Here is a 23,076-nt window from a genome sequence, read left to right as displayed (position 1 = left end):
GGGGCACTCGAGCAGCCTACACCGATACCCCTATGACGAGCCGATCAACGAAACAATGAAACAGAAAAGCTGGCTGGGATGGTAGGATTCGAACCTACGGTACACTGTACCAAAAACAGTTGCCTTACCACTTGGCTACATCCCATCAGCGTGGGGCTAGATACTGCGAAGGGGGCAGCGGTTCAAGCCCCGTTTTGCAAAGAAATGCGCTATTCTTTCGGGCTATCTTTGCGCAGCAGGTCTTCGACGATTTCCTGATCACGTTCAGCATTCACAATCCGCTCCAGTGCATCGTCTGCGCTGGCATCGACGGTCGCAACCCGTGTGCTTTCTTGTGGCTCGGCAGGCGGGAGCGCTATCGGTTTGTCGCGCGTCAATTGGATTGCCTGGGTCGCATCCGGGATGACAACGCCCGCACTTTGAATCGCCAGCTTGACCTGACGCAGGGCCTCGCCTTTGGCGCGCACGATTGATGTTTCATTCTGGTCAACCCAACCGGTGATCACCAGTTCAACGCCTCCTGGAAGCAGCGCCTCGATCCAGGTTTGGGCGGCTGGTTCTGACAGAACGAAGGGCAGGTCCTGGACTGTCTTTTCAACCAATGTACGGGTCTCTTGCAGATCAGCGTCACGCTCGACCGTTATCGAGAACATGAAGCGGCGTTCCGCATTTTGCGTGTAGTTGATGATCCGGCTTTTGAAGACCGTCGCATTTGGTATCCGGATATGGTTGCCGTCAAAGGACAACAGGATCGTGGCACGGCTTGTCAGGCGAATGACCTTGCCCACATCGCCATTGATTTCAACGGTATCATTGGGTCGGAACGGCTGGCGGAAAGACAGCATCACTGATGCGATGAAGTTTTCGACTGTGTCACGCACTGCGAAACCCAAAGCCAGACCAATGATCCCCGCCGCACCCAGTATTGTGCTCAGCAGGGCCGTTGCATTCACGATATCAAGGGCAATCACAATCCCAAAGATGACAAACACGATCCGCAGCAGTTGCCGGTAGATTTCGGCGATAAATGCATTGGGCGCCAGCCGTTCCCAGGGGGAACGCAGCCGAGCAATGGCAAAGCCGACAAAGACGACGGCGGCAAAGACCGCCGCTGCGATCAACGCAAGTGGCACGAATGCGATGAACTGGTCGATCCGCGCGCGGAACCGTTCGATGGCCGGGTCAAGCCTGCGTGCGATATCGGTTGTCTCGGTGACCTGATTGCGCACGGCAACAACCCCCTCGACCCGCGCGGCAAGCGGCTCTAACGCCAGTGCCTCAACGGTCGAATTTGTCGTGCCGCGCAGGGACACCACACCTTCGTTTACGGTGACGGTCACATCACCGTAGTTGCCAAGCTCGGCCAGAATCTCGCGGATGCGGACGGCGATGGCGGCATCTTGCTGGGCCGATGTTTCCGTTGTGATGGGGCCAGAGGCGTCTTGCGCGGCGGCCGGCATGGCACAGGTTAGAAAGACAGCAAGCAGAAGAAACAGGCGCATCATATCATTCCATCAGACTATGGGCCGACCATATCGGCGAAAAACGCCTTGTCACACGCGAAGCGGATCTGCCTTCGCCAATCTATCAAAGGCCATGAGGCTCTTGATCAGACGATCCATTTGATCCAGCGGGATCATGTTCGGCCCGTCAGAGGGCGCATTGTCGGGGTCCTCGTGGGTTTCGATAAAGACCGCCGCAATGCCAAGCGAAACTGCCGCGCGGGCCATGACAGGTGCAAACTCGCGTTGGCCGCCTGATGATCCGCCCATTCCGCCGGGTTGCTGGACCGAATGGGTGGCATCCATCACAACTGGATAGCCTGTGCGCGCCATCGTTGGCAAAGACCGCATATCAGCCACCAGCGTGTTATAGCCAAAAGACGCACCACGCTCTGTCAGCATGATCCGCTTGTTTCCCGTGCTTTCGATCTTGGCGACAACATTGGGCATGTCCCAAGGTGCCAGAAACTGCCCCTTTTTGACGTTGATGACCGCGCCGGTTTCGCCTGCCGCGAGCAACAGGTCGGTCTGTCTGCACAGAAATGCGGGGATCTGCATGATATCGCAGACTGCCGCCACGGTTGCGCACTGATCCGGTGCGTGGATGTCTGTGAGAACGGGGCAACCGATGCCGTCCTTGACCGACTGCATCACCTTGAGGCCCTCATCCATCCCCAACCCACGCTTGCCCCCCAAAGAGGTACGATTAGCCTTGTCGTACGACCCTTTGAAGACGAACTGCGCCCCGTGGGCCGCACAGACCTCTGCCATTTTGCCCGCAATCATCTGGGCGTGGTCCGTGCTTTCCAATTGGCAGGGTCCGGCGATGACCAAAAGAGGCAGGTCGTTGCTGACCGAAAGGTCGCCGATTTCGACTATGTGCATTAAGAACTTACCTGTTCGCGAAGGATCGAGGCTGTAATCGAGATCATCAGGTAGATGCCTGAAAAGATCAAAAACGCCAGAATCGTGTTTTCGAATGCGCGGGGATAGGTTGCCTGATCGGGTATGATCGGGCTCACGCTTTGCGACAGATAGCGGACCTGGCGGTTGGCTTCAATCCGGGCCGTTTCCATTTGGGTCAGCGCTTGTTGGACCATGACAGTTTGGAACGTGTAATTCTCTTCCGCTGTCCGCAGCTCGGTGTTGCGGGCCGCGAGCGAAATTTCTGCGCCACTGCCGCCAGTCAACTGCGCCCGCAGTTCGGCGATCGCTTGATCGATGATGCTGAGTTGGTCACGCAAAGACTGTACCTGGACTTCGCTTGGCCGGTCGACGTTCAGGCGTGATTGCAGGACGATTTCAAGACGCTGCTTTTCGGTCTCAAGCTGGTTGATCTGCGCCATCCGCGCCGCGCTTTCGCTCGTGGGGTCGATTTGCTGCACATCTTCCTGAATGGCAAGCCAGGTTGCCAGTGCGGCGGCCCGTCGCGCCTCGGCTTCTTCATAGCTTTGCAGTGCCCCGCTCATCTGGTCAGTGCGCAAGCGGCTGGTCAATTGATCAACCTGCTCTTCGGCATAGCCGATCAAAGCTTCGGAAAATTCGTAACTCTTGACTGGATCGGCCGCGATCACTTCCATCCGGATCAGACCCTCGGTCGGGTCATAGCTGATCTTCACATGGCTGGTGTAAAGCTTGAACGCGGCTTCGTTTGTCGCCCCTTCTTCCAGCCTCTGGATCGGGTCAATGCTGGGGTCGCTGAAATGGTCTTTGAAACCGTGATCGGCATCAAGCCTGAGCATTGCTTCGCGTGATGCCAGATAGGATTGCACCGCAATGCTATCTTGCTGGGTTGCCATCGAGGTGCCTTGAAACAGGTTTGCAAGACCCCCGCCTCCGCCACCGCCTTGCGGCTGGGCCTGCTGGATCACGATTTCAGAGTTGGTCGCATACATGGGGGTGGCGAGCGTGTAGAAATACCAGCCAACCATAAAGGTCGGCAGGAAGATAAAGAATGCCAGCCGGGTGAACAGCAAGGCAAGCTTCCGCTGGCGACGTCGCGCAATATCCCGTTGGATTTGCAAGATTTCCGATGCATTGCGGTTCAAAGCCATCTGGCTGTTTGTCGCCGGAAGCGTTACGCCATCTGCTGCCATGATATCAGGAAGCTGGATACGACCCTTCCTGCCCGACGCTTTGGCGCTGTCAGGCTTCACCAGTTCAAGCACTGTACTGCGCTGGAAGGGATCAATGCCTGCCGCGCGTAACTGTCGGACTGCGTCATAGTCTGAAGAGGCTTCAAAACCATTCTTTTGCGCGACGCGTCGCGCCATGCGCAATTGCCGGGCGGTCAGACCCTCTTTGCTGATCGCTTCAATCTGTTCTGCATGCGAGGGTGCTTTTGGTTCTTCGATTGGCGTGGCCGTTGCTGACGGATGCGGCACATCTCCCGCGACTTTTCGCAGGATGCGGAATCTTTTAACCTTGGGTTTGATAGTCATAAAGCACTCTCGCCTCCTCCAAGGTGTCGAACATATGTAGCTGGCCGTTCTTGAGCACCGCTGCCGTCTTGACGAGCCGCTCAAGCGTGGCTGGCTGGTGCGAAACGATGATTACAGTCGCTTTCTCAAGCCGCTCCCGCAAGATTTCGCCAGCCTTGCGATTAAATTCGACATCAGTTGACCCCGGCATGCCTTCGTCGATCAGATAGATATCAAAATCCAAGGCAAGCAGCAAAGCAAAAGAAAACCGTGATTTCATGCCCGATGAATAGGTTCCGACGGGCATATCGAAATATTCATCCAGACCGCAGAGCCACCGGCAAAACGCTTCGACATAATCGGGGTCCAGGCCGTAAAGGCGCGCGATAAAGCGGCTGTTTTCCACCGCCGAGAGCGTCGATTCAACGCCACCCATGAAGCCCAAAGGAAATGACACCCTGCAGGTCCGTCTAATGGTTCCTTCGTCAGGTTTCTCAAGTCCCGACATCATATTGATCAAGGTCGTTTTGCCGGTGCCATTTGGCGCAAGGATACCAAGCGAATTGCCAAGCTCCACGCGAAACGAGGCGCGGTCAAGGATGACCTTGCGCTGGGTCCCCGTCCAGAATGATTTGCTGACTTCCGCAAATTCCAGCATTTTGATCCTGTTTACGCCTGCAGCATGCAGACCCTGCTTGATGACAGACATCTTCTAACACGTCGTCACCATGATCTATAGCGCGACATTGGGGCATGTTTATACCGACAATCGTGTGATTTCTAACGTCGCCCCGTCAACTGTGTTGCTTGACCACACCTGTCAGCTTGCCAACGACCAAAGAGATGATTGCGGCAACAAAGCTGAACAGCGCGCCCATCTTGGCTGCATCCTGAACCGGAATGTCACCCAGCATCACACTGCCGTCAAAGGCGACCGCCGCGATGAACAGTGACACCGTGAAGCCGATTGCAGCAACGCAACCGATGACCAAAAGGTCAATCATGCGCATGCCTTGCGGCAGACCCAGACCCAAAGGCCGCGCAGCGATCCAGCCAAAAAGTAAAATGCCTGCGGGCTTGCCGATCAATAGACCTGCAAGAACCAGCCACGTGGGCGAGCCCATTGATGAAAATTCCACACCGGCGTTGAGCAGGCCAAAGAAGAACAAGACAATCTCGACCGGATGCTTGAGCAAATGCTCGGCGTGGTTCAGCAGGTCTGTCAGATACTGCTCGGCCTCCGAGAAAATGCCAAAGGCGCGATCGGCGTGTGGCAGGGTTGGAACAATCGGCAGCAAACCCAAGGCGGGATGGATGCCAGCCTCTTGAAAGCCGTACCAGCTGAGACAGCCTGCGATCAGATAGGGCCAGAACGACAATTTGTTGCGTACCCAGGTCGAGGTCGGACGGTCCTGCTTGCCGCGATCCAACACGCGGGGCAAGCGATTGAAAAGGTAGAAGACGCCAACAGCGGCCCCCAAGGAGAGCAGCAGCCACTGTGGCTGCAGCACGCCGGATGGATAGAAGATGGCCAGAATGATCAGCCCTGCGGCGTCATCTGCGATTGCCAAGAGCAAGAGGAAACGCACCGCCGGGTGGCCCGCCCCAAAGACCATACGGCCGACCAGATAGCTGAACGCGATGTCAGTTGCCGTCGGGATGGCCCAGCCATTCGCCACCGCGTCGAATGTGTCTGACCCCAGCACAAGGGCAAGGCCAAGGTACACAGTGATCGGGCCGAGCATGCCGCCCAGTGTTGCAAACAAAGGCGTTGCGGCCTTCTTGCCGCGCAGCGATCCGTTCTTGAGGATGATCGCTTCCCAGACTTCCTTGGCGGCGATGGCAAAAAAGAAAGCCATCAGCACATCATTGACCAGATAATGCAGTGTCAAACTGCGGTATTCGACCATGCCGGCCGCGTCATAATGGGGATGGCCAATGATGGATTTATGGAAAATCTCGAATTCGACGAAATGGTGGTAGCTACTCGCATCCACATTTGCCCAGACAAGGGCAATTGCGGCACCAATGATCAAAAGCAATGAATAGTTCGTAACGAAATTCCAGACGCGATACATAGCTTGATCCCTGAGTAGCGGCTTGCAGACAACTTGCCCTGAAGTAAATCAGCGCGCGTCCTCTTTGGACCCAGATCGAAATCAGGTAAACCAAAAAATACAGTCCTCTATCCTGCAAAGCATTCCAGATGAACCTTCAGAACGAGATCGCGGCTTGCCGATTATGTGCCGCACGCTTTGCGGTGACAGCAACGGCACATGCGCCGCGGCCTGTCGTGTGGTTCGATGGTCCTCCACGGATTTTGATTGCTGGTCAGGCCCCCGGGATGCGGGTGCATTTGGCCGGAAAACCATTCTGCGATAGGTCAGGAGATCGTTTACGTGAATGGCTTGGTCTTGATTCCGGTGCGTTCTATGACCGAAGCCGGGTCGCAATCGTGCCGATGGCGTTTTGTTTTCCAGGTTATGATGCTCAAGGGGCAGACCTGCCGCCCCCCCAGATTTGCGGGGCCACCTGGCACAGCCGGGTCATGACCGCTTTGGGTGATGTGCCTTTGACATTGCTTGTGGGCGGGCATGCGCATCGGTGGCATTTGGGTTCCCGGCGCAGTGTGACAGCAACGGTGACAGACTGGCGCGACCTTGCACCGCGTGTCTATCCCTTGCCTCATCCGTCTTGGCGCAATACCGCATGGCTCAGGAAAAATCCGTGGTTCGAGGCCGAGTTGCTGCCTGATCTGCGCCTGCAAGTGAAAGAGGCCCTGCGATGACCGACCTTGATCAAGCCCATGCCGCAATGGAAGCGGCCCCCGAGAATGACGCAGCGCGTCTGCAGTTCTACGAAAGACTTGCCGACACAGAGCTTTTCATGCTGCTGGGCGAAGAGGCGGTTGGCCAGCAGATCACGCCCGAGCTGTTCGAGATCGAAGACCAGCGATTTGCCCTTATCTTTGACACAGAAGAGCGGTTGTCAGACTTTGTCGGGCGTGTCGCGCCCTATGCAGGGCTGCCCGGTCGGGCGCTGGCGCAAATGCTGGCGGGGCAGGGGATCGGGCTGGCGCTGAACCTTGAGGTCGCATCTTCTGCCATGCTGATCCCGGCAGAGGCAGTCGATTGGTTGGTTGCAACGCTGGCGCACGGGCCCGACGAGACCGAAGCGCGCCTGACCGAAGTTTCGGCGCCGGGCGGACTACCAGAAGCGGTCATCGCGGGTCTGGATCGTAAACTTGCCATAGCCGCAGGGCTTGCGCGTTTTGCCTATCTGGCGGCCGCAACCTACGAGGATGGCGGGCGGGGTCACGTTCTGGCCTTCGTAGATGCGGTTGAAGGTGCAGAAAAGGCACTGGCCTCGGCTGCCGGAGAGGCCTTGACGTTTTCAGGGATCGAAGCGGGCGTGATGGACGTTTTGTTCGTGCGCGCAAGTGATCCGCTGGCCGCTCATCTCGCCAAGGTCGGACTGCGGTTTGATTTGCCACAGCCAGAGGCGCCCCATGCGCCGGGTGCCCCGGGTATGGACCCCGCCAAACCACCAAAACTGCGCTAAGCGCGGTTCCAGAGTTTCTGGCAGTCTACGACCAAGTCTTGTGACAGGATTTGGCCCTAGTACCCCAAAGACCGATCAACCAGATATCGGAACGGTTCCCCGGCCTCACCACGCGCGATATTTGCGGCGATGACGCCTGCTGCAGTCTCGGGGCGTGTGGTCGATGCAATATGCGGGGTCACTGTGACCTTGGGATGCGCCCAGAACGGGTGATCCGCAGGGAGCGGCTCTATACGGAACACATCAAGCGTCGCATGTGCGATCTGCCCACTGTCCAGTGCGGTCAGCAAAGCCACATCATCAATCAACGGGCCGCGACCGGGGTTGATGATGAATGCACCGTGCGCAAGCAATCGCAGGCTTTCGGCGTTCAGGATATTCTCGGTCTGCGGGGTTTGCGGCAAAAGCAGGATCACGATCTGTGCGCCGGTCAGTGCTTCGCGCAAGCCGTCGTCCCCATGCAAACAGCGGATGTTCGCAACATTCTTTGGCGACCTGCTCCAACCCGTGACCGGAAAGCCAAGGTTATGCAGTGCCAGCCCACATGCCGCCCCCAAAGCACCAATCCCCAAAATCGTCACTGGCCGGTTTGCCGCAACCGGCGGGAAGCTGTCATCGCGCCAGATCCCGTCTTGCCCAAGAATATGCGTATCCATGCCTAGATGATGGCGCAGGGTGTGCCCCGTGACCCATTCAATCATGCCATTTGTGAGGCTTTCATCCACCAGACGGCACAGCGGCTGGGTGAGCGTGGCATTGTCCACGATGGTCTCGACCCCGGCCCATAAGCCCATGACCGCTTTGGTCTTCACGAATGGCCGGAAATCCGTGACTGGACCGTTGGGGGTGAAAATGATGTAGTCAACATTCTCGGGCGCATGATCGCACGATAGATTGACCGCGAGCCCGGCCTTGGCAAAGGCCGCATTCAACGGTGCTTCATATTCGGCCCAAGCGGCCGCTTTGGCAGAGAACAGAACATTGAGCATCAGCGTGGCCTATGGATATGCGCGCTTTGGACCAGACCGAAAGCGACAAGCAACACAAGCATGGCGGACCCGCCATAGCTGACCAGAGGCAGCGGCACACCGACCACAGGTGCAAGACCTGTCACCATCGCCATGTTCACAGCGAAAAACAAAAAGAAGGTCATTGCAATGCCCAAGGTCAGCAAAGAGGCGAAACGATCGCGGTTACCCAAGGCGGACACGATACAAAAGATCACAATCAGCAAATAGAGCACCAAGAGGGTAGAGGCACCGACAAAGCCGAACTCTTCTGCCAGCGTCGTAAAGATGAAATCGGTGTGCTTTTCAGGCAGGAAATTCAACCGTGACTGGGTACCTTGCATGAAACCACGTCCTGTCCAGCCGCCAGACCCCAACGCAATCTTGGCTTGGGTGATGTGATAGCCTGCGCCCAGCGGATCATTTGATGGGTCGAGAAACGTGTCAATCCGTCGGTATTGATAGTCTTTCAAGAGTTGCCAAGCCGTCCCGCGGCTTTCGAAAACCGCGACAATCGCAGCAATGCCCGCACCTCCGACAGTCGCGAAATAGGCCCAATGCACCCCTGCAAGAAACATCACCGTGGCCCCGCCGATCAGCAAGAGCAGCGCTGTGCCCAGATCGGGTTGACTAAGTACCAGCATGGTCGGAGCAAGAATAAACAAAACCGGCAGCGCAACCCACAAGGGATGCGAGGTTTTCTTGTTGGGAAGCCAGTCATAGTAGGCGGCGAGGAACATCACCAATGTGATCTTTGTCAGCTCCGAAGGTTGGAGCCGCATAAAGCCAAGGTCGATCCAGCGCTGTGCACCCATCCTGACTTCGCCAAAGAACTCCACGCCAAGCAAAAGCAGGAGTGACCCACCATAGGCCACGAACGCCATGTTGCGCCAAAACCAGATCGGTACCATGGCCACGACAAGCATCAAGGCCATGCCAAGGGCAAAGCGCTGCATTTGTGGCTCGACCCAAGGGGTCATGGACCCGCCAGCGACCGAATAGAGCATCAAAAAGCCCGCAGAGGCCACTGCGATCAGCAACAAGATGATCGCCCAATTGAGGTGCAGAATCTTCCGCAGCCCTGTGGGGATCGACTTGGTATTATACTCAAGATAGCTCATGCGCGGCTCTGTGCCGTCGCACCTGCTGGAATGCGGGCTTCGATACGGCGCTGTTGTTCCGCGATCTGGTCGCGCAATCCGGCTGGGTAGGCCTCAAGCGGAGGCGGGCCGCCAAACTGCGCTTGAAGCAGGATATCACGCGCAATCGGTGCGGCAGCGGCCGATCCGCCACCACCGTGTTCAACAACGACAGAAACGGCATAGCGTGGGTTATCAAGCGGCGCGTATCCGACAAAGAGAGCATGATCCCGCCGTTCCCACGGCAGGTCTTCGTTTCGGATGACACCGGCCGCACGTTCCTCTGGTGTGATCCGGCGGACCTGGCTGGTCCCGGTCTTGCCAGCCATCATATGGGCCTCGTCGATAATGCGCGACCCGTAGGCTGTTCCGCGGCGATGATTGCAGACGTCTTCCATGGAACTGCGGATGCGGCGCAAGGTGTTTTCATTGATATCCAGTTTGTCGCCCAAGCCGGATGGTTCTGCGACGCCATCCACAAATCGGATCAGCCGTGGGGTCACAACCCGGCCTGTGGCAAGCCGCGCAGTCATCACGGCCAGTTGCAGCGGCGAGGACAGGACATAGCCCTGCCCAATTGCGGCGTTGACAGTATCGCCGATACGCCATTCTTCGCCACGCACACGTGCTTTCCACTCTTTATCGGGTGCCAATCCCTCAGCTACCGCAGAAAGCGGCAGGTCATGGCGCACGCCAAGGCCCAGCTTGCGCGCCATCTCGGCCATCTTGTCGATGCCAACCCGCTGGGCGACCTCGTAGTAGTAGCAGTCGCAACTTTGCTTCAGGCTTTCGTGAAGGTCCATGTTGCCATGCCCGCCACGCTTCCAGCAATGGAACCTGATGTTGAAAACATCCGTATAGCCCGGGCAGTAGACCGTCTCGTCAGGAGCGATAAGTCCCGCCTCCATCGCGGCCATCACAGTGACCATCTTGAAGGTCGACCCCGGAGGATAGGTCCCCTGCACGGCCTTGGCTGCAAGCGGGCGATATTTGTCCTCGTTCAGTCCATTCCAGTCGGCAACGGAAATACCGCGCACGAAAAGGTTGGGATCAAAAGCAGGCGCAGAGGCCACCGCCCTTAGATCGCCGTTTTCAAGGTCGATCACCACGGCACCGGCAGATTCGCCATCCATGCGCGCCTGCACATAACTTTGCAAACGGCTGTCGATGGTCAACTGAACGTCCTTGCCCGGCTCGCCTTCCTGCCGGTCCAGTTCGCGCATGATGCGGCCCGCCGCATTGACTTCGATCCGACGGGTCCCTGCACTCCCTCTCAGAGTGCGTTCCAGCCTAGACTCGGCCCCTGTTTTGCCAATCTGGAACTTCGGGATCTGAAGCAAGGGGTCCGTATCCTCGGTGCGGCTCAGGTCAAAGTCGCTCACTGGCCCCACGTAGCCCACCACATGCGCCAAATCGGCGCCCCAAGGGTAGACGCGGCTCAGGCCTACCTCTGCCTGAATGCCTGGCAAGGCGGGGGTGTTAAGGTTGATCTGCGCGACATCGTCCCAACTCAAGCGGTCCGCGATGGTCACAGGCACAAAGGGCGATCGGCGGCGCATTTCCTCCATAGCGCGGGCAAGGTCTGCCGGGTCGATCTCGACGATCTCGGTCAGTTTGGCCAGCACCTCGCCGACATCACCGGCATCCTCGCGGACCATGACGACACGGTAGTTTTGTTCGTTGGCCGCAATTGCGATGCCGTTGCGGTCAAAGATCAGTCCGCGCGCTGGCGGCAAAAGCCGGATGTTGATGCGGTTCTCTTCGGCCAAGAGCCGGAACTGGTCGGCCTGCTCAACCTGCATGGATTGCAACCGCCACCCTAGCGCACCAATGATCCCAAGCTGCACGCCCCCCATGACCAAGGCTCGTCGGCCTATGGTTCGCGCGCTTTCGATGACTTCTTTGGGTTGGCGCTTCATAGCAGTTGCCCTTTCCTACCGACTTCGCCGGGTGCGACACGCGATACACCAAAGATGAAATGCGCTGCCAGAACGACAAGGGGGTAGACCAATATCGTGATCATCATTTCGATCAAAGTCAGCCCCAAAGGAGCTTGAGGCAACATCACAAAAGCCAGCACCAAGCGATTGGCAAGGGTGATGGCGATGATGCCGGCCGCGATGGTCCCCCATTCAACCAACAAAGGCATCGTGCGAAAGTCGCGGTGCTGGCGGCGGATGACTTCGCTGAGGATCACGACAAGTGCCGCCCAAAGGCCCGGTGGCCGCATGAACAGAAGATCGGCCAACAAGAACAGGACAGCGATTGTCAGAACCGGCACATAGCTCGGGTTGCGCACCACCCATGCGAGGGTCACGGCGAGCAAAAGGTCTGGTCCGGCCCAAGACGAAGGCCGCATGTCAAGAGGGACAAGATCAATCACAATCAAGGCAAAGGCCAAGAGCGCAAAGACACATCGGTGCAACCAAGTGCGGCCATCAACACGCTCAGCCATCCCCGCGCTCCATAGCGTTAAGAGATGTGGGATTAATCGCTGCAGGACCAAAGAATTCCGCATCAGGAGCCAGCAACCCGTCGGGGTCTTCGATCTTTTCGTGCGGCTGCGAACGCAGCACGCGCAGAAATTCGAGGCGCTGGTAATCTGCGGCTAAACGTACCCGCATGCGCCCGTCCGTACCAAGGGCAACTTGTCCAACAAGCAGGTCAGCAGGAAAAACCCCACCATCGCCGGATGACACGACACGGTCGCCGGGGCGGATCAGAGCCTCGTTCTCCAGAAAGTCCAGCGGCGGGTTCAGCGAGTTATCTCCTGCAAGGATAGCCTTTTGACCTGATGGCTGAATGGTGACAGGGATCCGGCTAGACGTATCGGTCAGCAGCATCACACGGCTGGTTTCTTGCCCGACACCTGCGATGCGTCCCACAAGGCCGATCCCGTCCATCGTAGGCCAGCCATCAATGATACCGTCGCGTGCGCCGACGTTGACCAAGACCGACTGCCGGAAGGGCGAACCGCTGTCGGTGATGACGACACCGGTGACAAAGGTCAGTTGCGGATCAAGGCTTACATTGTTCAGATCGAGCAGTTTTGCGTTCTCCTGCTCAAGCTGCAAAGCCGCCTCTCGCCAGGCTTTCATCTGCTGGAGTTCGCGGCGCAAGTCCTGATTTTGGGCGCGCAACTGTTGATAGCTTTGGAAATCGTTGATCAGATTGGCCGTGCCAGTGATCGGCGCCATCGCCCAACCAAAAGACGGGACCACCGCATCAATCGTAGCTGCGCGAAAGCGCTCCACTCTTGGGCTGTCAATGCGCCATACCAAGAAGAGCCCAAACAGCGCCAGCACCAACAGCCCGACCAGCAGTTTGCGGATCGGGCCGATGAAGTCTTCACTGTTCTTGTCACGTGCCAAGGGCGGGTGTTCCCTCGTTTGTGTCTTAGCTGTCGTAGTCTATCACATGCCGCAGTTGTTTTTCATATTCCAGTGCGCGACCTGTGCCCAAGGCCACACAATTGAGTGACTCGTCAGCCACCGAAATCGCAAGGCCGGTCTGTTCACGCAGCGCCAGATCAAGCTGACCCAGCAATGCACCACCACCGGTGAGCATGACACCACGGTCGACAATGTCGGCTGCAAGGTCAGGCGGCGTGGCTTCCAGCGCCGTCATCACGGCTTCGCAGATTTGCTGCACCGGTTCGGCAAGGGCTTCGGCGACTTGGGCTTGGGTGATTTCGGTTTCCTTGGGGACGCCGTTCAACAGGTCGCGACCACGGATATGCATGGTCTGCCCGCGTCCGTCATCTGGCATGCGCGCAGTACCGATAGAGGTCTTGATCCGCTCGGCGGTGCTTTCACCGATAAGCAGGTTATGCTGGCGGCGCAGGTAGTTGATGATCGCCTCATCCATGCGGTCACCACCGACGCGGACAGAGCGCGCGTAGACGATATCGCCCAGCGACAGAACCGCGACCTCGGTCGTCCCGCCTCCGATGTCGACAACCATGTTGCCGGTAGGATCAGTGATCGGCATGCCCGCGCCAATGGCCGCTGCAATGGGTTCAGCAATCAGGCCCGCGCGACGTGCGCCAGCAGAAAGAACCGATTGGCGGATCGCCCGCTTTTCAACAGGGGTCGCCCCATGCGGGACGCAGACGATGATCTTGGGTTTCGAAAATGTAGACCGGCGGTGCACCTTGCGGATGAAGTGTTTGATCATCTCTTCCGCAGTGTCAAAGTCAGCGATGACGCCATCGCGCATCGGGCGGATCGCCTCGATGCTGCCGGGGGTCCGGCCCAGCATCAGCTTGGCGTCTTCGCCAACCGCCAATACCTTCTTGACGCCATCCTTGATGTGGTAGGCAACCACCGAAGGTTCAGACAAAACAATGCCCCGACCTTTGACATAGACCAGCGTATTTGCCGTGCCCAAATCAATCGCCATATCCGAAGAAAATAACCCACCGAAGCCTGCCATGCGTTCGTCTTCCCAAATTCAAATGTTTTGACAGCGCTGGATGTTCCATGCCTGCCCTAAACGCTTATAAGGCGGTCAGAGAGGGGATAGAAGCCCTTCATTCGAGCAATACGGCGGCAAACTGCTGCTTATGATTTTTCAACTATTGTGATAGAAAATCCGGTAGAGTTGGGCAGATAAATGTCACTTTTGCGATCTTGGCGATCTGATCAGATGTGTCTGGGTCTGTTTGTGCGCATGTCCGGCCACGATTTCACGAAAACGGGCAGCCCCTACAAATGGACTGCCCGCGATGGTTTGAGTCGGAAACAATGCTTCAAATGTCCTTGTAGCTGACCCCTTTGACATCATAGCCGGGCTCGGACTGTTCCCGCCGCACCAGCAGGCGATTGAGCGCATTGATATAGGCTTTGGCACTAGCCACGACCGTATCGGTGTCTGCCGATTGACCGGTCGCGATGCGCCCTTCCTCTTCCATGCGGACCGACACGGTGGCTTGCGCATCGGTGCCTTCTGTCACGGCGCTCACCTGATAAAGCTGCAAGCGTGCACCGTGCGGAAAGATCGCCTTGACAGCGTTGAACGTGGCATCGACCGGGCCATCACCTGTGGCCGATGTTTCAACATCGGCACCGTCAACTTCCATCACCATATCGGCCGTTTGGGGGCCGGTGGTGCCGCAAACGACCCGCAAGGATTTCAGCTTCAACCGGTCATCGCCACTGTCGTTTTGGTAGACTAGCGCCATCAGGTCATCGTCAAAGACTTCCTTTTTGCGGTCAGCCAGATCCTTGAAACGCACGAAGACATCGTTCAGCTGGTTGTCCGCCAGATCGAAACCCATCTCTCCCAGCTTTGCCCGCAGCGCCGCGCGACCAGAGTGTTTGCCCAAGGGCAGGGAGGTACCGGACAAACCCACATCTTCAGGCTTCATGACCTCGAAAGTCTCGCGGTTCTTGAGCATGCCGTCCTGATGGATTCCGCTTTCGTGGGCAAAGGCGTTCTTGCCCACGATGGCTTTGTTGAACTGCACCGCAAAGCCCGACACGGTCGCCACACGGCGCGAGATGTTCATGATCTTGCGGGTGTCGATCCGGGTCGTGTAGGGCATGATATCGTGACGGACCTTGAGCGCCATCACGACCTCTTCGAGTGCGGTATTGCCCGCCCGTTCGCCCAAGCCGTTGATCGTGCATTCGATCTGGCGCGCACCGCCCGCGACGGCTGCCAGCGAATTCGCCGTCGCCATGCCAAGGTCGTTGTGGCAGTGGGTCGCAAAGATCACGTTGTCCGCACCCGGCACCGTGTCGATCAGGCGGCGGATCAGATCGGCGCTTTCGACGGGTGCGGTATAACCCACAGTATCGGGAATGTTGATCGTGGTTGCCCCTGCCTTGATCGCAATCTCGACCGTGCGGCACAGGTAATCCCATTCGGTCCGTGTCGCATCCATCGGGGACCATTGCACATTGTCACACAGGTTGCGCGCATGGGTGACAGTGTCGTGGATACGTTCCGCCATCTGGTCCATGTCCAGATTGGGAATAGCGCGGTGCAGCGGCGAGGTCCCGATAAAGGTATGGATGCGCGGGGATTTCGCGTGCTTCACAGCCTCCCAGCAGCGGTCGATATCTTTGTAGTTGGCGCGTGCCAGCCCGCAGATCGTCGCTGTCTTGGCGCGTTTGGCGATCTCGGAAACCGCGTTGAAATCGCCTTCGGAGGCAATGGGAAAGCCCGCCTCGATGATATCGACGCCCATATCATCCAGCAACTCTGCGATTTCCAGCTTTTCATCGTGGGTCATGGTTGCGCCCGGTGACTGTTCGCCGTCGCGCAAGGTGGTGTCGAAGATCAACACTTGGTTCGATTTGGTCATTTTTGAATTCCTTTGGTCCTTAGCAATGTCTTGGCGCTGTCACCCTCTGAGCGGTCGCGCCGACAGGCACGCTCAGAGGCAGCTAAGGAGTAGGATGTCGCGCGAAAGCAGCCCGGAACGGGCGGTGCTGGGGATATGTGCGCGGGTCATCATGGGGCGGACTATACAAATGTTTCGCCGGTTGAAAAGACTCTAAAGCGCTTGGCGGGGGAGTATTTTGGGCAAGGCGACGATGCGTGCAGTTCTTAGAACATCAGGCAATCCGGTCCGGGAGGGAGCGGCGCGCTGCCTGCGGGCAGGGTAGGTTGATAGTCAAACGATGCAATTTCCGCGCCTTCGTCGAAGGCAATGAACACCTGACCAGAGCCGGGTCGAATGGCGATCCCTTCAGGGTCGCGCCCGTAAGGCAACAAGGATGTTGTGCCAAGCAAGACCCCTTCGGCAGTGAATTCATATAAGCTGTTGGTGCCTTCCCGATCATCCACAATCAATAAATACCCCGTCCGCGGGTCTCGGGCGATCCCTTGGGCTTCGGTCAGGGGTGGGTCTAGTGAGAGTGTACTGATCTGCCGCTGGATCGTCCCGTCAGGGTTCAGCCATGTCATGCGTTCGGGGTCGTCTTCGACCATGATGATTGCGCCGTCTTCGGCAATGGTCAGACCTTCGGTATCGGCCCATCCCATCCCGGACCGGAACGGTTCGGCCAGTGCCTCGCCGTTCTTTGTCAGGCGTTGAAACCCGCCAAGCCCGTCAGCAACAAGCAGGTGGTCCCCTTCAACTGTAACCGCCTTGATCCGTGTCAGGTCGCTGGCAAAGCGCCGCAACTCATCCCCTTGCAGGGTCACAAGGATCACCTCCGGCCCTTCATTGGCGATCCAGAGCCCGCAAAAGGTCGGATCATAGTCCAGACTTGCCGGGCGGTTCAGGCTATAGCTGGTTTGATAGGTCAGCTCCAGCGCCGCCGCAGGCGCGGCCAGAACACTCAGGATCATGAGGGGCAGGCGCATTGTCATCCTCCTTGTTCCTTGAAGAGGTGGCGCTAGGTCCCGAGAAGTCAAAGGAGAGTTCATATGCGCGCATTGGTAATCGGGGCGAGTGGCGGGGTCGGGTCAGCCGTTTTTCAGCGCTTGCAGAAAAATGGATGGGACGTGACCGGACTCTCACGGTCTATCGATGGGTTCGACGTCGGCAAAGCGACTTCTGTTGAAAAGCACTTGAACGCTCAGTCTGGCCCTTTCGACCTTGTCTTTGTGGCTGTCGGTGTTCTTGCTCCACTTGGTACGGCGCCTGAAAAGAACCTTGGCGCGATCGGACAAGGTCACATGGCACAGGTCTTTGCCGTCAATACGATTGGTCCGGCGTTGATCTTGCGGCATATGCCACGGCTTTTGCCCAAAGACGGGCGCGGCGTCGTGGCGATCCTGTCGGCGCGGGTCGGCTCGATTGGTGATAACCATATTGGCGGCTGGTATTCCTATCGCGCTTCCAAGGCCGCGCTGAACCAGATCGTGCATGGGGCGGCGATTGAATTGTCCCGCTCGCACAAGCAGTCGATCTGCGTGTCCTTGCACCCCGGGACGGTCGAGACGCCCTTTACCGCCGACTATGCCGGTCGTCACAAGACGGTGCCTGCGGATGAGGCCGCCGCGAATTTGCTTGATGTCATCGCCAAGCTGACCCCTGCCCAAACCGGCGGATTTTATGACTATGCCGGGCGGGAGATCGTCTGGTGAGATTGGTTCTGGTTCTGGGTGATCAGCTGTCGCCCGCTTTGTCGGCCCTGTCCAAGACGGATAAGGCCCATGATCTTGTGGTCATGGCAGAGGTGATGGGAGAGGCCACATATGTCCCGCATCACCCCAAGAAGATCGCCTTTACCTTTATGGCGATGCGCAAATTCGCCAACCAGTTGCGCGCCGATGGCTGGCAAGTGGCCTATACGAGATTGGATGACCCGGACAATACGGGTTCAATCACGGGCGAATTGATCCGGCGGGCGTCTGAGGTGGCCGCCGCAGGTGTCGTCTATACCGAACCCGGAGAGTGGCGTTTGATCGCGGCACTCGGGGACATGCCGCTAAAGTCGCATTGTCTGCCGGACAGCCGCTTTATCGCCTCGCATGCGGATTTCGACGCTTGGGCCGAAGGCCGCAAGCAGTTGCGCATGGAATACTTCTACCGCGAGATGCGTCGCAAGACAGGGCTTTTGATGGATGGGGACCAGCCCGAGGGCGGCAAGTGGAACTATGACCACGACAATCGCAAAGCCGCACCTGATCAGGTCGATTTTGCTGGCCCTTTGCGGTTTGCCCCCGACGAGGCCGTGCTTGATCTGGTAGAGGCGCGTTTTGGCGGGAACTTTGGCGCATTGAGGCCCTTCTGGTTCGCGACCGATGCCGCGCAAGCACAGCAACAGTTGACCCATTGGATCGAGGGCGGCCTGCCAAAGTTTGGTGACTTCCAGGATGCGATGCTGAACGACAACAGGTTTCTGTATCATTCTCTGATCAGTTTTTACCTGAATGCGGGCCTGCTCGACCCGCTCGATGTCTGCCAACAGGTAGAAGCGGCCTATCGCGCAGGGCTTGCGCCTTTGAACGCGGTCGAAGGCTTCATCCGTCAAATTATCGGCTGGCGGGAATACATGCGCGGGATCTATTTCCGTGAGGGCCCCGACTATGTGACCCGCAATGCGCTGGGCCATACGCGCAATCTCCCCGCGCTGTATTGGGGCAGCGAAACCAAGATGAACTGCATGGCCAAGACGGTCGCGCAAACCCGCGAGGAGGCTTACGCCCACCATATCCAGCGCTTGATGGTCACGGGAAACTTTGCGCTGCTGGCCGGGATTGATCCCGCGCAGGTCCATCAATGGTATCTGGCGGTCTATGCCGATGCTTATGAATGGGTCGAGGCACCCAATGTGATCGGTATGAGCCAGTTTGCCGATGACGGGATCATCGCGTCAAAGCCCTATATTTCTTCTGGCAACTATATTCACAAGATGTCCGACTATTGCGGATCATGCGCTTACCGTGTGCAGGACAAAACCGGGCCGGAAGCCTGCCCGTTCAATTTGCTCTACTGGCATTTTCTGGATCGGCACAGAGAACGGTTCAAAGGCAATCCCCGTATGGGCAATATGTATCGCGTCTGGGACCGCATGGATGAAGATAGACGGCAAACAGTGCTGGATCAGGCAGAGGCGTGGCTCTTGCGATTGGATACGGGCCATGAGGTCTAGCACGGGACGACAAGATTTGGTGCGCGCAAAGAAATGGGCCGATCCGGGATCAGCCCTTTTTCCTTGAGCGTTTAAGCCGACTTATTGGTTGGCGGTTGTTTCCGATACCAAAGCGCCGTCAGACCATGTCCCAACGCTTTCTTGTCCGGTCGCATAGCGCATCGTGCCTTCGCCCTGACGGCGTCCACGGACAAAGCCGCCCTCGTAGACGTCACCATTGGAGTAAGTGGCAATACCGATCCCGCTGATCTCCCCGTCCTGCCAGTCGCCCACATAGGTGAACCCATCCGGTAGGGTGATTTCGCCCTTGCCATTGCGTTGACCATTGAGGAACTCGCCCACATAGACAGTACCGTCTGCATAGACAGCGCGCCCAAGTCCATTGCGCTGCCCCTCGGCCCACTGGCCTTCATAGACATAGCCGTCAGCGTAAATCATTTTACCTTGGCCGTGGTTCTTGGCGTTAAGGAACTCTCCTTCATAGACCAGACCGTTGACATAGGTGGCAACACCGATGCCGTTGATCACACCGGCTTGCCAAGCGCCTTCATAGGTTGAACCGTCGGGATACGTGATCTTGCCGTTCCCATCGGCCAGGTCGTTCATGAAACTGCCCACATAGACAGATCCATCCGGATAGGTGACTTCACCTTGGCCTTGGATCTGGCCTTCTACCCATTCACCAACATAAAGATAGCCATCAGTACCGCGAAATGTGCCGGTGCCATGTCGACGGTCATTCAGGAATGTGCCCTCATAGGTATCGCCATTGGCATAGACGACCGAACCTTCACCTTCGCGGCGGCCATTCACAAGGGTCCCTTCGTAAACATCGCCATTCGGCTGCGTCAGAACACCAATGCCTTGGATTTGGCCATCGACCCAAGCGCCACTATAGACAAGGCCGTCTGCCATCGTCAGCGTGCCGGTACCATCGCGCTCTCCCGCCTTCAGCGTGCCGGTATAGACGGCACCATCAGGGTATGTAATCGTTCCTTGGCCTTCTTTTTCGCCATTGACCCAAGCGCCGTCGTAAACATAGCCGCCGGGGCTTGTCATGGTCCCGATGCCATTGTGCATCGCGTTGCGGAATTCGCCCTCGTAGACCACGCCATTGGCATAGCGGGCCACACCTTGGCCGGTGATATTGCCGTCGACCCAGTCGCCTTCGAATGTGCCGCCGTCTGCAAATGTGATCTTGCCCTGACCTTCTGGCTTGCCCGCCACGAACGCCCCTTCATAGATGGACCCGTTCGGGAAACGCGCGATCCCCTGACCGCGGATTTCGCCTGCGACCCATTGGCCCGTATACTCGTAACCGTTGGGCAATCGGTAGGTTCCGATGCCATCCTGCTTGCCGTCAACGAAGGTTCCCTCGTAGATCCCGCCGTCGTCATATTGCTTGGTCTGAACATCTTGCGCATAGGCAGCGGTCGCGATTCCTACCGCAAATACAGCGATTGCCGCGCCTTTAGGGAACCCAAACATTGTCATCCGTCTCTCCGATCGCTTCATCGTTAACGCAGCTTATGGGAGGAGATGTCACCTGACAACGGCTAACAGCACAGTGCTGCAAACGGCTTTCCCCCGCGCGTCTTTCTGCTACATGCATGGCAAGGCATTGGGACAAAACTATGACAAAACCATTTCGTTTGACGATGGCGCAGCTGAACCCGACAGTTGGTGACCTTCAAGGAAACGCTGACCAAGCGCGCGCAGCATGGGCCGAAGCCAAGGCTGCGGGTGCGGATCTGGTGGCCCTGCCCGAGATGTTCTTGGTCGGATATCAAACGCAGGATCTGATTGCCAAACCCGCATTTGTCGCTGACGCGATGGATCATCTTGCGGCGCTTGCGCGTGATTGTGCAGACGGTCCCGCCTTGTCCATCGGCGGCCCGCTGTTCGAAAAAGGGCGACTTTATAACGCCTATTTCACCCTGCGCGGCGGCGCGATTGTGGCGACTGCCAAAAAACACTTTCTGCCCAACTTCAATGTCTTTGACGAGGTCCGCCTGTTCAAGAGCGCCGATATCGCCGGCCCTTACGCGCTGGCCGATGGCCCCCGCATCGGCCATCCGATCTGCGAAGATGCATGGTATCCGGATGTTTGCGAGGCCATGGTCGAAAGCGGGGCAGAGATTCTGGTGGTGCCCAACGGCTCTCCTTATTTCCGTGACAAGTTTGCGATCCGCATGAACAAGATGGTCGCGCGGGTGATCGAAAACGATGTACCTTTGGTCTATCTGAACATGATGGGCGGCCAGGATGACCAGATGTTCGACGGTGGGTCCTTTGTGCTGAACCGTGGCGGTCGGCTTGCTGTACAATTGCCCTTGCTGGAAACAGCAATCGCCCATGTCGACTTTGCCCTGACAGAAAACGGTTGGGAGGCGCTGGACGGACCAAAGGCCAGCTTGCCCGACTCGATGGAGCAGGACTACCGCGTCATGGTGGAAGCCTTGCGCGACTATATGCGCAAGACCGGCTTTAAAAAGGTCCTGCTGGGACTGTCCGGCGGGATCGACAGTGCGATCGTCGCCGCAATCGCCGTTGATGCCTTGGGCCCGGCAAACGTCCGCTGCGTCATGTTGCCATCGGAATATACCTCGCAGGCGTCCTTGGATGATGCGGCGGCGGCTGCCACCGCATTGGGCTGCACCTATGACACGATCAGCATTGCCGGTACGCGGGCTGCGGTGACCGATGCGCTGTCGCCCCTGTTTGTGGGACTTGCTCCCGACCTGACCGAAGAGAACATCCAGTCGCGCATTCGTGGCCTATTGCTGATGGCGCAATCCAACAAATTCGGGGAAATGCTGCTGACCACAGGCAATAAATCAGAGGTCGCGGTTGGCTATGCCACGATCTATGGCGACATGGCGGGGGGCTATAACCCGATCAAGGATATGTACAAGACGCGGGTTTTTGACGCCGCGCGCTGGCGCAATGCCAACCACCGCGATTGGATGAAAGGTCCAGCGGGCGAGGTGATCCCCGTCGCAATCATCGACAAGCCACCCTCGGCTGAATTGCGCCCCGACCAGAAGGATGAAGACAGCCTGCCACCCTACGAGATCCTCGACGGGATTCTCACGATGCTGGTCGATCAGGACGCCTCTGTCGCGGATTGTATCGCCGCTGGATATGATCGCGAGACCGTCAAACGGGTCGAGCATCTGATCTACATCAGCGAGTACAAACGTTTTCAGGCGGCCCCCGGTCCGCGCCTTTCAGACCGTGCCTTCTGGCTGGATCGGCGCTATCCGATCGTGAACCGGTGGAGAGATGAAAGCTAGCTGTTATCTCTCCCATCGCGACCAGATGGAAAGAACCGGTAAATATCCGGCTTATGCGATGATCGTGTTTAATGTTGCTTTGGCGACCACCACGGAGGTTCGGCCTGGCAACCCCTTTGAGAACAAGACAAAATCTGCTAGTTTAGCGCATGGCAGAGAACAAAACCAAAGTGACCGCGCAAGATGTACAGGCATTCGTTGCCGCAGTTCCGCATCCCACACGCGCGAAAGATGCACGGACGCTTGATGCACTTTTTCGCAAAGTAACAGGTTGGCAGCCACAAATGTGGGGCCCAAGCATCATTGGCTATGGAAGGTATAGCTATACCTACAAGAGCGGACGGAGCGGCGAATTCTTGGCAACAGGGTTCAGCCCGCGCAAGAGTAACCTCTCCATCTATATCATGCCGGGGTATGCTGACTTTGGGCCCATCCTTTCGCGGTTGGGCAAGCACAAGATCGGCCGGTCCTGTCTTTATATCAACACTTTGGCTGATGTAGACCTGAAGGTTCTGGAAGAGTTGATCTTGGCCGGGCTTGACGATCTGTCAAAGCGATGGACCGTCAGCCCCGGCTGAGCGCCGCCTGCAAGCACAG

General features: G+C 57.6%; 20 protein-coding genes and 1 tRNA gene. 6 read left to right on the top strand and 15 right to left on the bottom strand.

The genetic code is table 11. From position 1 onward, the window contains the following. Positions 1 to 70 precede the first annotated feature (70 nt). The 6 genes from NWQ23_RS07640 to NWQ23_RS07615 form a co-directional block, all read right to left on the bottom strand. Positions 71 to 145 (bottom strand) — tRNA-Gln (locus tag NWQ23_RS07640). Between the two features lie 64 nt (positions 146 to 209). Continuing rightward, on the bottom strand, positions 210 to 1,502 hold the full coding sequence (locus tag NWQ23_RS07635) for a mechanosensitive ion channel domain-containing protein (RefSeq protein ID WP_306165669.1): 1,293 nt from the start codon (positions 1,500 to 1,502) through the stop codon (positions 210 to 212). 51 nt (positions 1,503 to 1,553) lie between these two features. Further along, on the bottom strand, positions 1,554 to 2,387 hold the full coding sequence (kdsA, locus tag NWQ23_RS07630; RefSeq protein ID WP_306165668.1) for a 3-deoxy-8-phosphooctulonate synthase: 834 nt from the start codon (positions 2,385 to 2,387) through the stop codon (positions 1,554 to 1,556). Beyond that, the gene (locus tag NWQ23_RS07625; protein ID WP_306165667.1) at positions 2,387 to 3,943 is read right to left on the bottom strand and encodes a capsule biosynthesis protein; all 1,557 of its coding nucleotides are present in this window, start codon (positions 3,941 to 3,943) and stop codon (positions 2,387 to 2,389) included. Before NWQ23_RS07625 ends, kdsA begins: the two co-directional genes overlap by 1 nt. Continuing rightward, on the bottom strand, positions 3,921 to 4,580 hold the full coding sequence (locus NWQ23_RS07620; protein WP_306165674.1) for an ABC transporter ATP-binding protein: 660 nt from the start codon (positions 4,578 to 4,580) through the stop codon (positions 3,921 to 3,923). Before NWQ23_RS07620 ends, NWQ23_RS07625 begins: the two co-directional genes overlap by 23 nt. Positions 4,581 to 4,716: 136 nt before the next feature. Then, positions 4,717 to 6,000 (bottom strand): Na+/H+ antiporter NhaA, encoded by a 1,284-nt coding sequence (locus NWQ23_RS07615; protein ID WP_306165666.1) that lies wholly within the window; start codon positions 5,998 to 6,000, stop codon positions 4,717 to 4,719. A gap of 128 nt (positions 6,001 to 6,128) precedes the next feature. Between NWQ23_RS07615 and NWQ23_RS07610 the strand changes: the two genes are divergently transcribed. Next, positions 6,129 to 6,710 (top strand): uracil-DNA glycosylase family protein, encoded by a 582-nt coding sequence (locus tag NWQ23_RS07610; RefSeq protein ID WP_306165665.1) that lies wholly within the window; start codon positions 6,129 to 6,131, stop codon positions 6,708 to 6,710. Then, entirely contained in the window at positions 6,707 to 7,483 is a 777-nt protein-coding gene (locus NWQ23_RS07605) for an SseB family protein (RefSeq protein ID WP_306165664.1), read from the top strand. The genes NWQ23_RS07610 and NWQ23_RS07605 overlap by 4 nt, the downstream gene beginning before the upstream one ends. A 56-nt stretch (positions 7,484 to 7,539) precedes the next feature. On the opposite strand, the gene NWQ23_RS07600 is transcribed toward NWQ23_RS07605, so the two are convergent. The 8 genes from NWQ23_RS07600 to NWQ23_RS07565 all read right to left on the bottom strand — a co-directional run bounded on the left by NWQ23_RS07600 (position 7,540) and on the right by NWQ23_RS07565 (position 16,946). Continuing rightward, on the bottom strand, positions 7,540 to 8,472 hold the full coding sequence (locus NWQ23_RS07600; RefSeq protein ID WP_306165663.1) for a glyoxylate/hydroxypyruvate reductase A: 933 nt from the start codon (positions 8,470 to 8,472) through the stop codon (positions 7,540 to 7,542). After that, positions 8,472 to 9,611 carry a rod shape-determining protein RodA gene (gene rodA / locus NWQ23_RS07595; RefSeq protein ID WP_306165662.1) on the bottom strand — a complete coding sequence of 380 codons (1,140 nt, stop codon included), beginning with the start codon at positions 9,609 to 9,611 and terminating at the stop codon, positions 8,472 to 8,474. The genes NWQ23_RS07600 and rodA overlap by 1 nt, the downstream gene beginning before the upstream one ends. Continuing rightward, positions 9,608 to 11,548 carry a penicillin-binding protein 2 gene (gene mrdA / locus NWQ23_RS07590; protein ID WP_306165660.1) on the bottom strand — a complete coding sequence of 647 codons (1,941 nt, stop codon included), beginning with the start codon at positions 11,546 to 11,548 and terminating at the stop codon, positions 9,608 to 9,610. The genes rodA and mrdA overlap by 4 nt, the downstream gene beginning before the upstream one ends. Then, positions 11,545 to 12,084 (bottom strand): rod shape-determining protein MreD, encoded by a 540-nt coding sequence (locus tag NWQ23_RS07585; RefSeq protein ID WP_306165659.1) that lies wholly within the window; start codon positions 12,082 to 12,084, stop codon positions 11,545 to 11,547. The genes mrdA and NWQ23_RS07585 overlap by 4 nt, the downstream gene beginning before the upstream one ends. Next, positions 12,077 to 13,000 carry a rod shape-determining protein MreC gene (gene mreC / locus NWQ23_RS07580; protein ID WP_306165658.1) on the bottom strand — a complete coding sequence of 308 codons (924 nt, stop codon included), beginning with the start codon at positions 12,998 to 13,000 and terminating at the stop codon, positions 12,077 to 12,079. The genes NWQ23_RS07585 and mreC overlap by 8 nt, the downstream gene beginning before the upstream one ends. Positions 13,001 to 13,025: 25 nt before the next feature. Further along, complete coding sequence (locus tag NWQ23_RS07575; protein WP_306165657.1) at positions 13,026 to 14,063, bottom strand: rod shape-determining protein; 1,038 nt, start codon at positions 14,061 to 14,063, stop codon at positions 13,026 to 13,028. Between the two features lie 316 nt (positions 14,064 to 14,379). Next, the gene (locus NWQ23_RS07570) at positions 14,380 to 15,939 is read right to left on the bottom strand and encodes a 2-isopropylmalate synthase (protein ID WP_306165656.1); all 1,560 of its coding nucleotides are present in this window, start codon (positions 15,937 to 15,939) and stop codon (positions 14,380 to 14,382) included. A gap of 245 nt (positions 15,940 to 16,184) precedes the next feature. Further along, complete coding sequence (locus tag NWQ23_RS07565) at positions 16,185 to 16,946, bottom strand: hypothetical protein (RefSeq protein WP_306165655.1); 762 nt, start codon at positions 16,944 to 16,946, stop codon at positions 16,185 to 16,187. Between the two features lie 63 nt (positions 16,947 to 17,009). On the opposite strand from NWQ23_RS07565, the gene NWQ23_RS07560 reads away from it, so the two are divergent. Further along, positions 17,010 to 17,672 carry an SDR family NAD(P)-dependent oxidoreductase gene (locus NWQ23_RS07560; RefSeq protein ID WP_306165654.1) on the top strand — a complete coding sequence of 221 codons (663 nt, stop codon included), beginning with the start codon at positions 17,010 to 17,012 and terminating at the stop codon, positions 17,670 to 17,672. Continuing rightward, a complete protein-coding gene (locus NWQ23_RS07555) occupies positions 17,669 to 19,183 on the top strand; it encodes a cryptochrome/photolyase family protein (RefSeq protein WP_372340116.1) in 1,515 nt (504 codons plus the stop codon). Before NWQ23_RS07560 ends, NWQ23_RS07555 begins: the two co-directional genes overlap by 4 nt. Positions 19,184 to 19,264: 81 nt before the next feature. Here the strand turns inward: NWQ23_RS07555 and NWQ23_RS07550 are convergent, their stop codons facing one another. Next, positions 19,265 to 20,677, bottom strand: a complete 1,413-nt coding sequence (locus tag NWQ23_RS07550) for an MORN repeat-containing protein (RefSeq protein WP_372340115.1) — start codon at positions 20,675 to 20,677, stop codon at positions 19,265 to 19,267. A 140-nt stretch (positions 20,678 to 20,817) separates the two neighbouring features. Here NWQ23_RS07550 and NWQ23_RS07545 point away from each other — a divergent pair, with 140 nt between their 5' ends. Then, the gene (locus tag NWQ23_RS07545) at positions 20,818 to 22,479 is read left to right on the top strand and encodes an NAD+ synthase (protein WP_306165653.1); all 1,662 of its coding nucleotides are present in this window, start codon (positions 20,818 to 20,820) and stop codon (positions 22,477 to 22,479) included. Between the two features lie 149 nt (positions 22,480 to 22,628). Next, positions 22,629 to 23,057, top strand: coding sequence for a DUF1801 domain-containing protein (locus NWQ23_RS07540; protein WP_306165652.1), 429 nt, complete (start codon positions 22,629 to 22,631; stop codon positions 23,055 to 23,057). Positions 23,058 to 23,076 lie beyond the last annotated feature (19 nt).

Source organism: Yoonia sp. (assembly GCF_030731595.1).
Lineage (GTDB): Bacteria > Pseudomonadota > Alphaproteobacteria > Rhodobacterales > Rhodobacteraceae > Yoonia.
The sequence above is the reverse complement of the archived record's forward strand: the minus strand, read 5'-3'. Positions and strand labels throughout refer to the sequence as shown.

Coding starts and splice junctions, on each gene's coding strand:
- NWQ23_RS07605 (WP_306165664.1), top strand. CDS start 6,707: ATGACCGACCTTGATCAAGCCCATGCCGCAATGGAAGCGGCCCCCGAG.
- NWQ23_RS07620 (WP_306165674.1), bottom strand. CDS start 4,580: ATGCTGGAATTTGCGGAAGTCAGCAAATCATTCTGGACGGGGACCCAG.
- NWQ23_RS07635 (WP_306165669.1), bottom strand. CDS start 1,502: ATGCGCCTGTTTCTTCTGCTTGCTGTCTTTCTAACCTGTGCCATGCCG.
- NWQ23_RS07560 (WP_306165654.1), top strand. CDS start 17,010: ATGCGCGCATTGGTAATCGGGGCGAGTGGCGGGGTCGGGTCAGCCGTT.
- NWQ23_RS07540 (WP_306165652.1), top strand. CDS start 22,629: ATGGCAGAGAACAAAACCAAAGTGACCGCGCAAGATGTACAGGCATTC.
- NWQ23_RS07575 (WP_306165657.1), bottom strand. CDS start 14,063: ATGGCAGGCTTCGGTGGGTTATTTTCTTCGGATATGGCGATTGATTTG.
- rodA (WP_306165662.1), bottom strand. CDS start 9,611: ATGAGCTATCTTGAGTATAATACCAAGTCGATCCCCACAGGGCTGCGG.
- NWQ23_RS07545 (WP_306165653.1), top strand. CDS start 20,818: ATGACAAAACCATTTCGTTTGACGATGGCGCAGCTGAACCCGACAGTT.
- NWQ23_RS07600 (WP_306165663.1), bottom strand. CDS start 8,472: ATGCTCAATGTTCTGTTCTCTGCCAAAGCGGCCGCTTGGGCCGAATAT.
- NWQ23_RS07625 (WP_306165667.1), bottom strand. CDS start 3,943: ATGACTATCAAACCCAAGGTTAAAAGATTCCGCATCCTGCGAAAAGTC.
- NWQ23_RS07585 (WP_306165659.1), bottom strand. CDS start 12,084: ATGGCTGAGCGTGTTGATGGCCGCACTTGGTTGCACCGATGTGTCTTT.
- NWQ23_RS07570 (WP_306165656.1), bottom strand. CDS start 15,939: ATGACCAAATCGAACCAAGTGTTGATCTTCGACACCACCTTGCGCGAC.
- mrdA (WP_306165660.1), bottom strand. CDS start 11,548: ATGAAGCGCCAACCCAAAGAAGTCATCGAAAGCGCGCGAACCATAGGC.
- NWQ23_RS07615 (WP_306165666.1), bottom strand. CDS start 6,000: ATGTATCGCGTCTGGAATTTCGTTACGAACTATTCATTGCTTTTGATC.
- NWQ23_RS07610 (WP_306165665.1), top strand. CDS start 6,129: ATGAACCTTCAGAACGAGATCGCGGCTTGCCGATTATGTGCCGCACGC.
- NWQ23_RS07565 (WP_306165655.1), bottom strand. CDS start 16,946: ATGCGCCTGCCCCTCATGATCCTGAGTGTTCTGGCCGCGCCTGCGGCG.
- NWQ23_RS07550 (WP_372340115.1), bottom strand. CDS start 20,677: ATGACAATGTTTGGGTTCCCTAAAGGCGCGGCAATCGCTGTATTTGCG.
- kdsA (WP_306165668.1), bottom strand. CDS start 2,387: ATGCACATAGTCGAAATCGGCGACCTTTCGGTCAGCAACGACCTGCCT.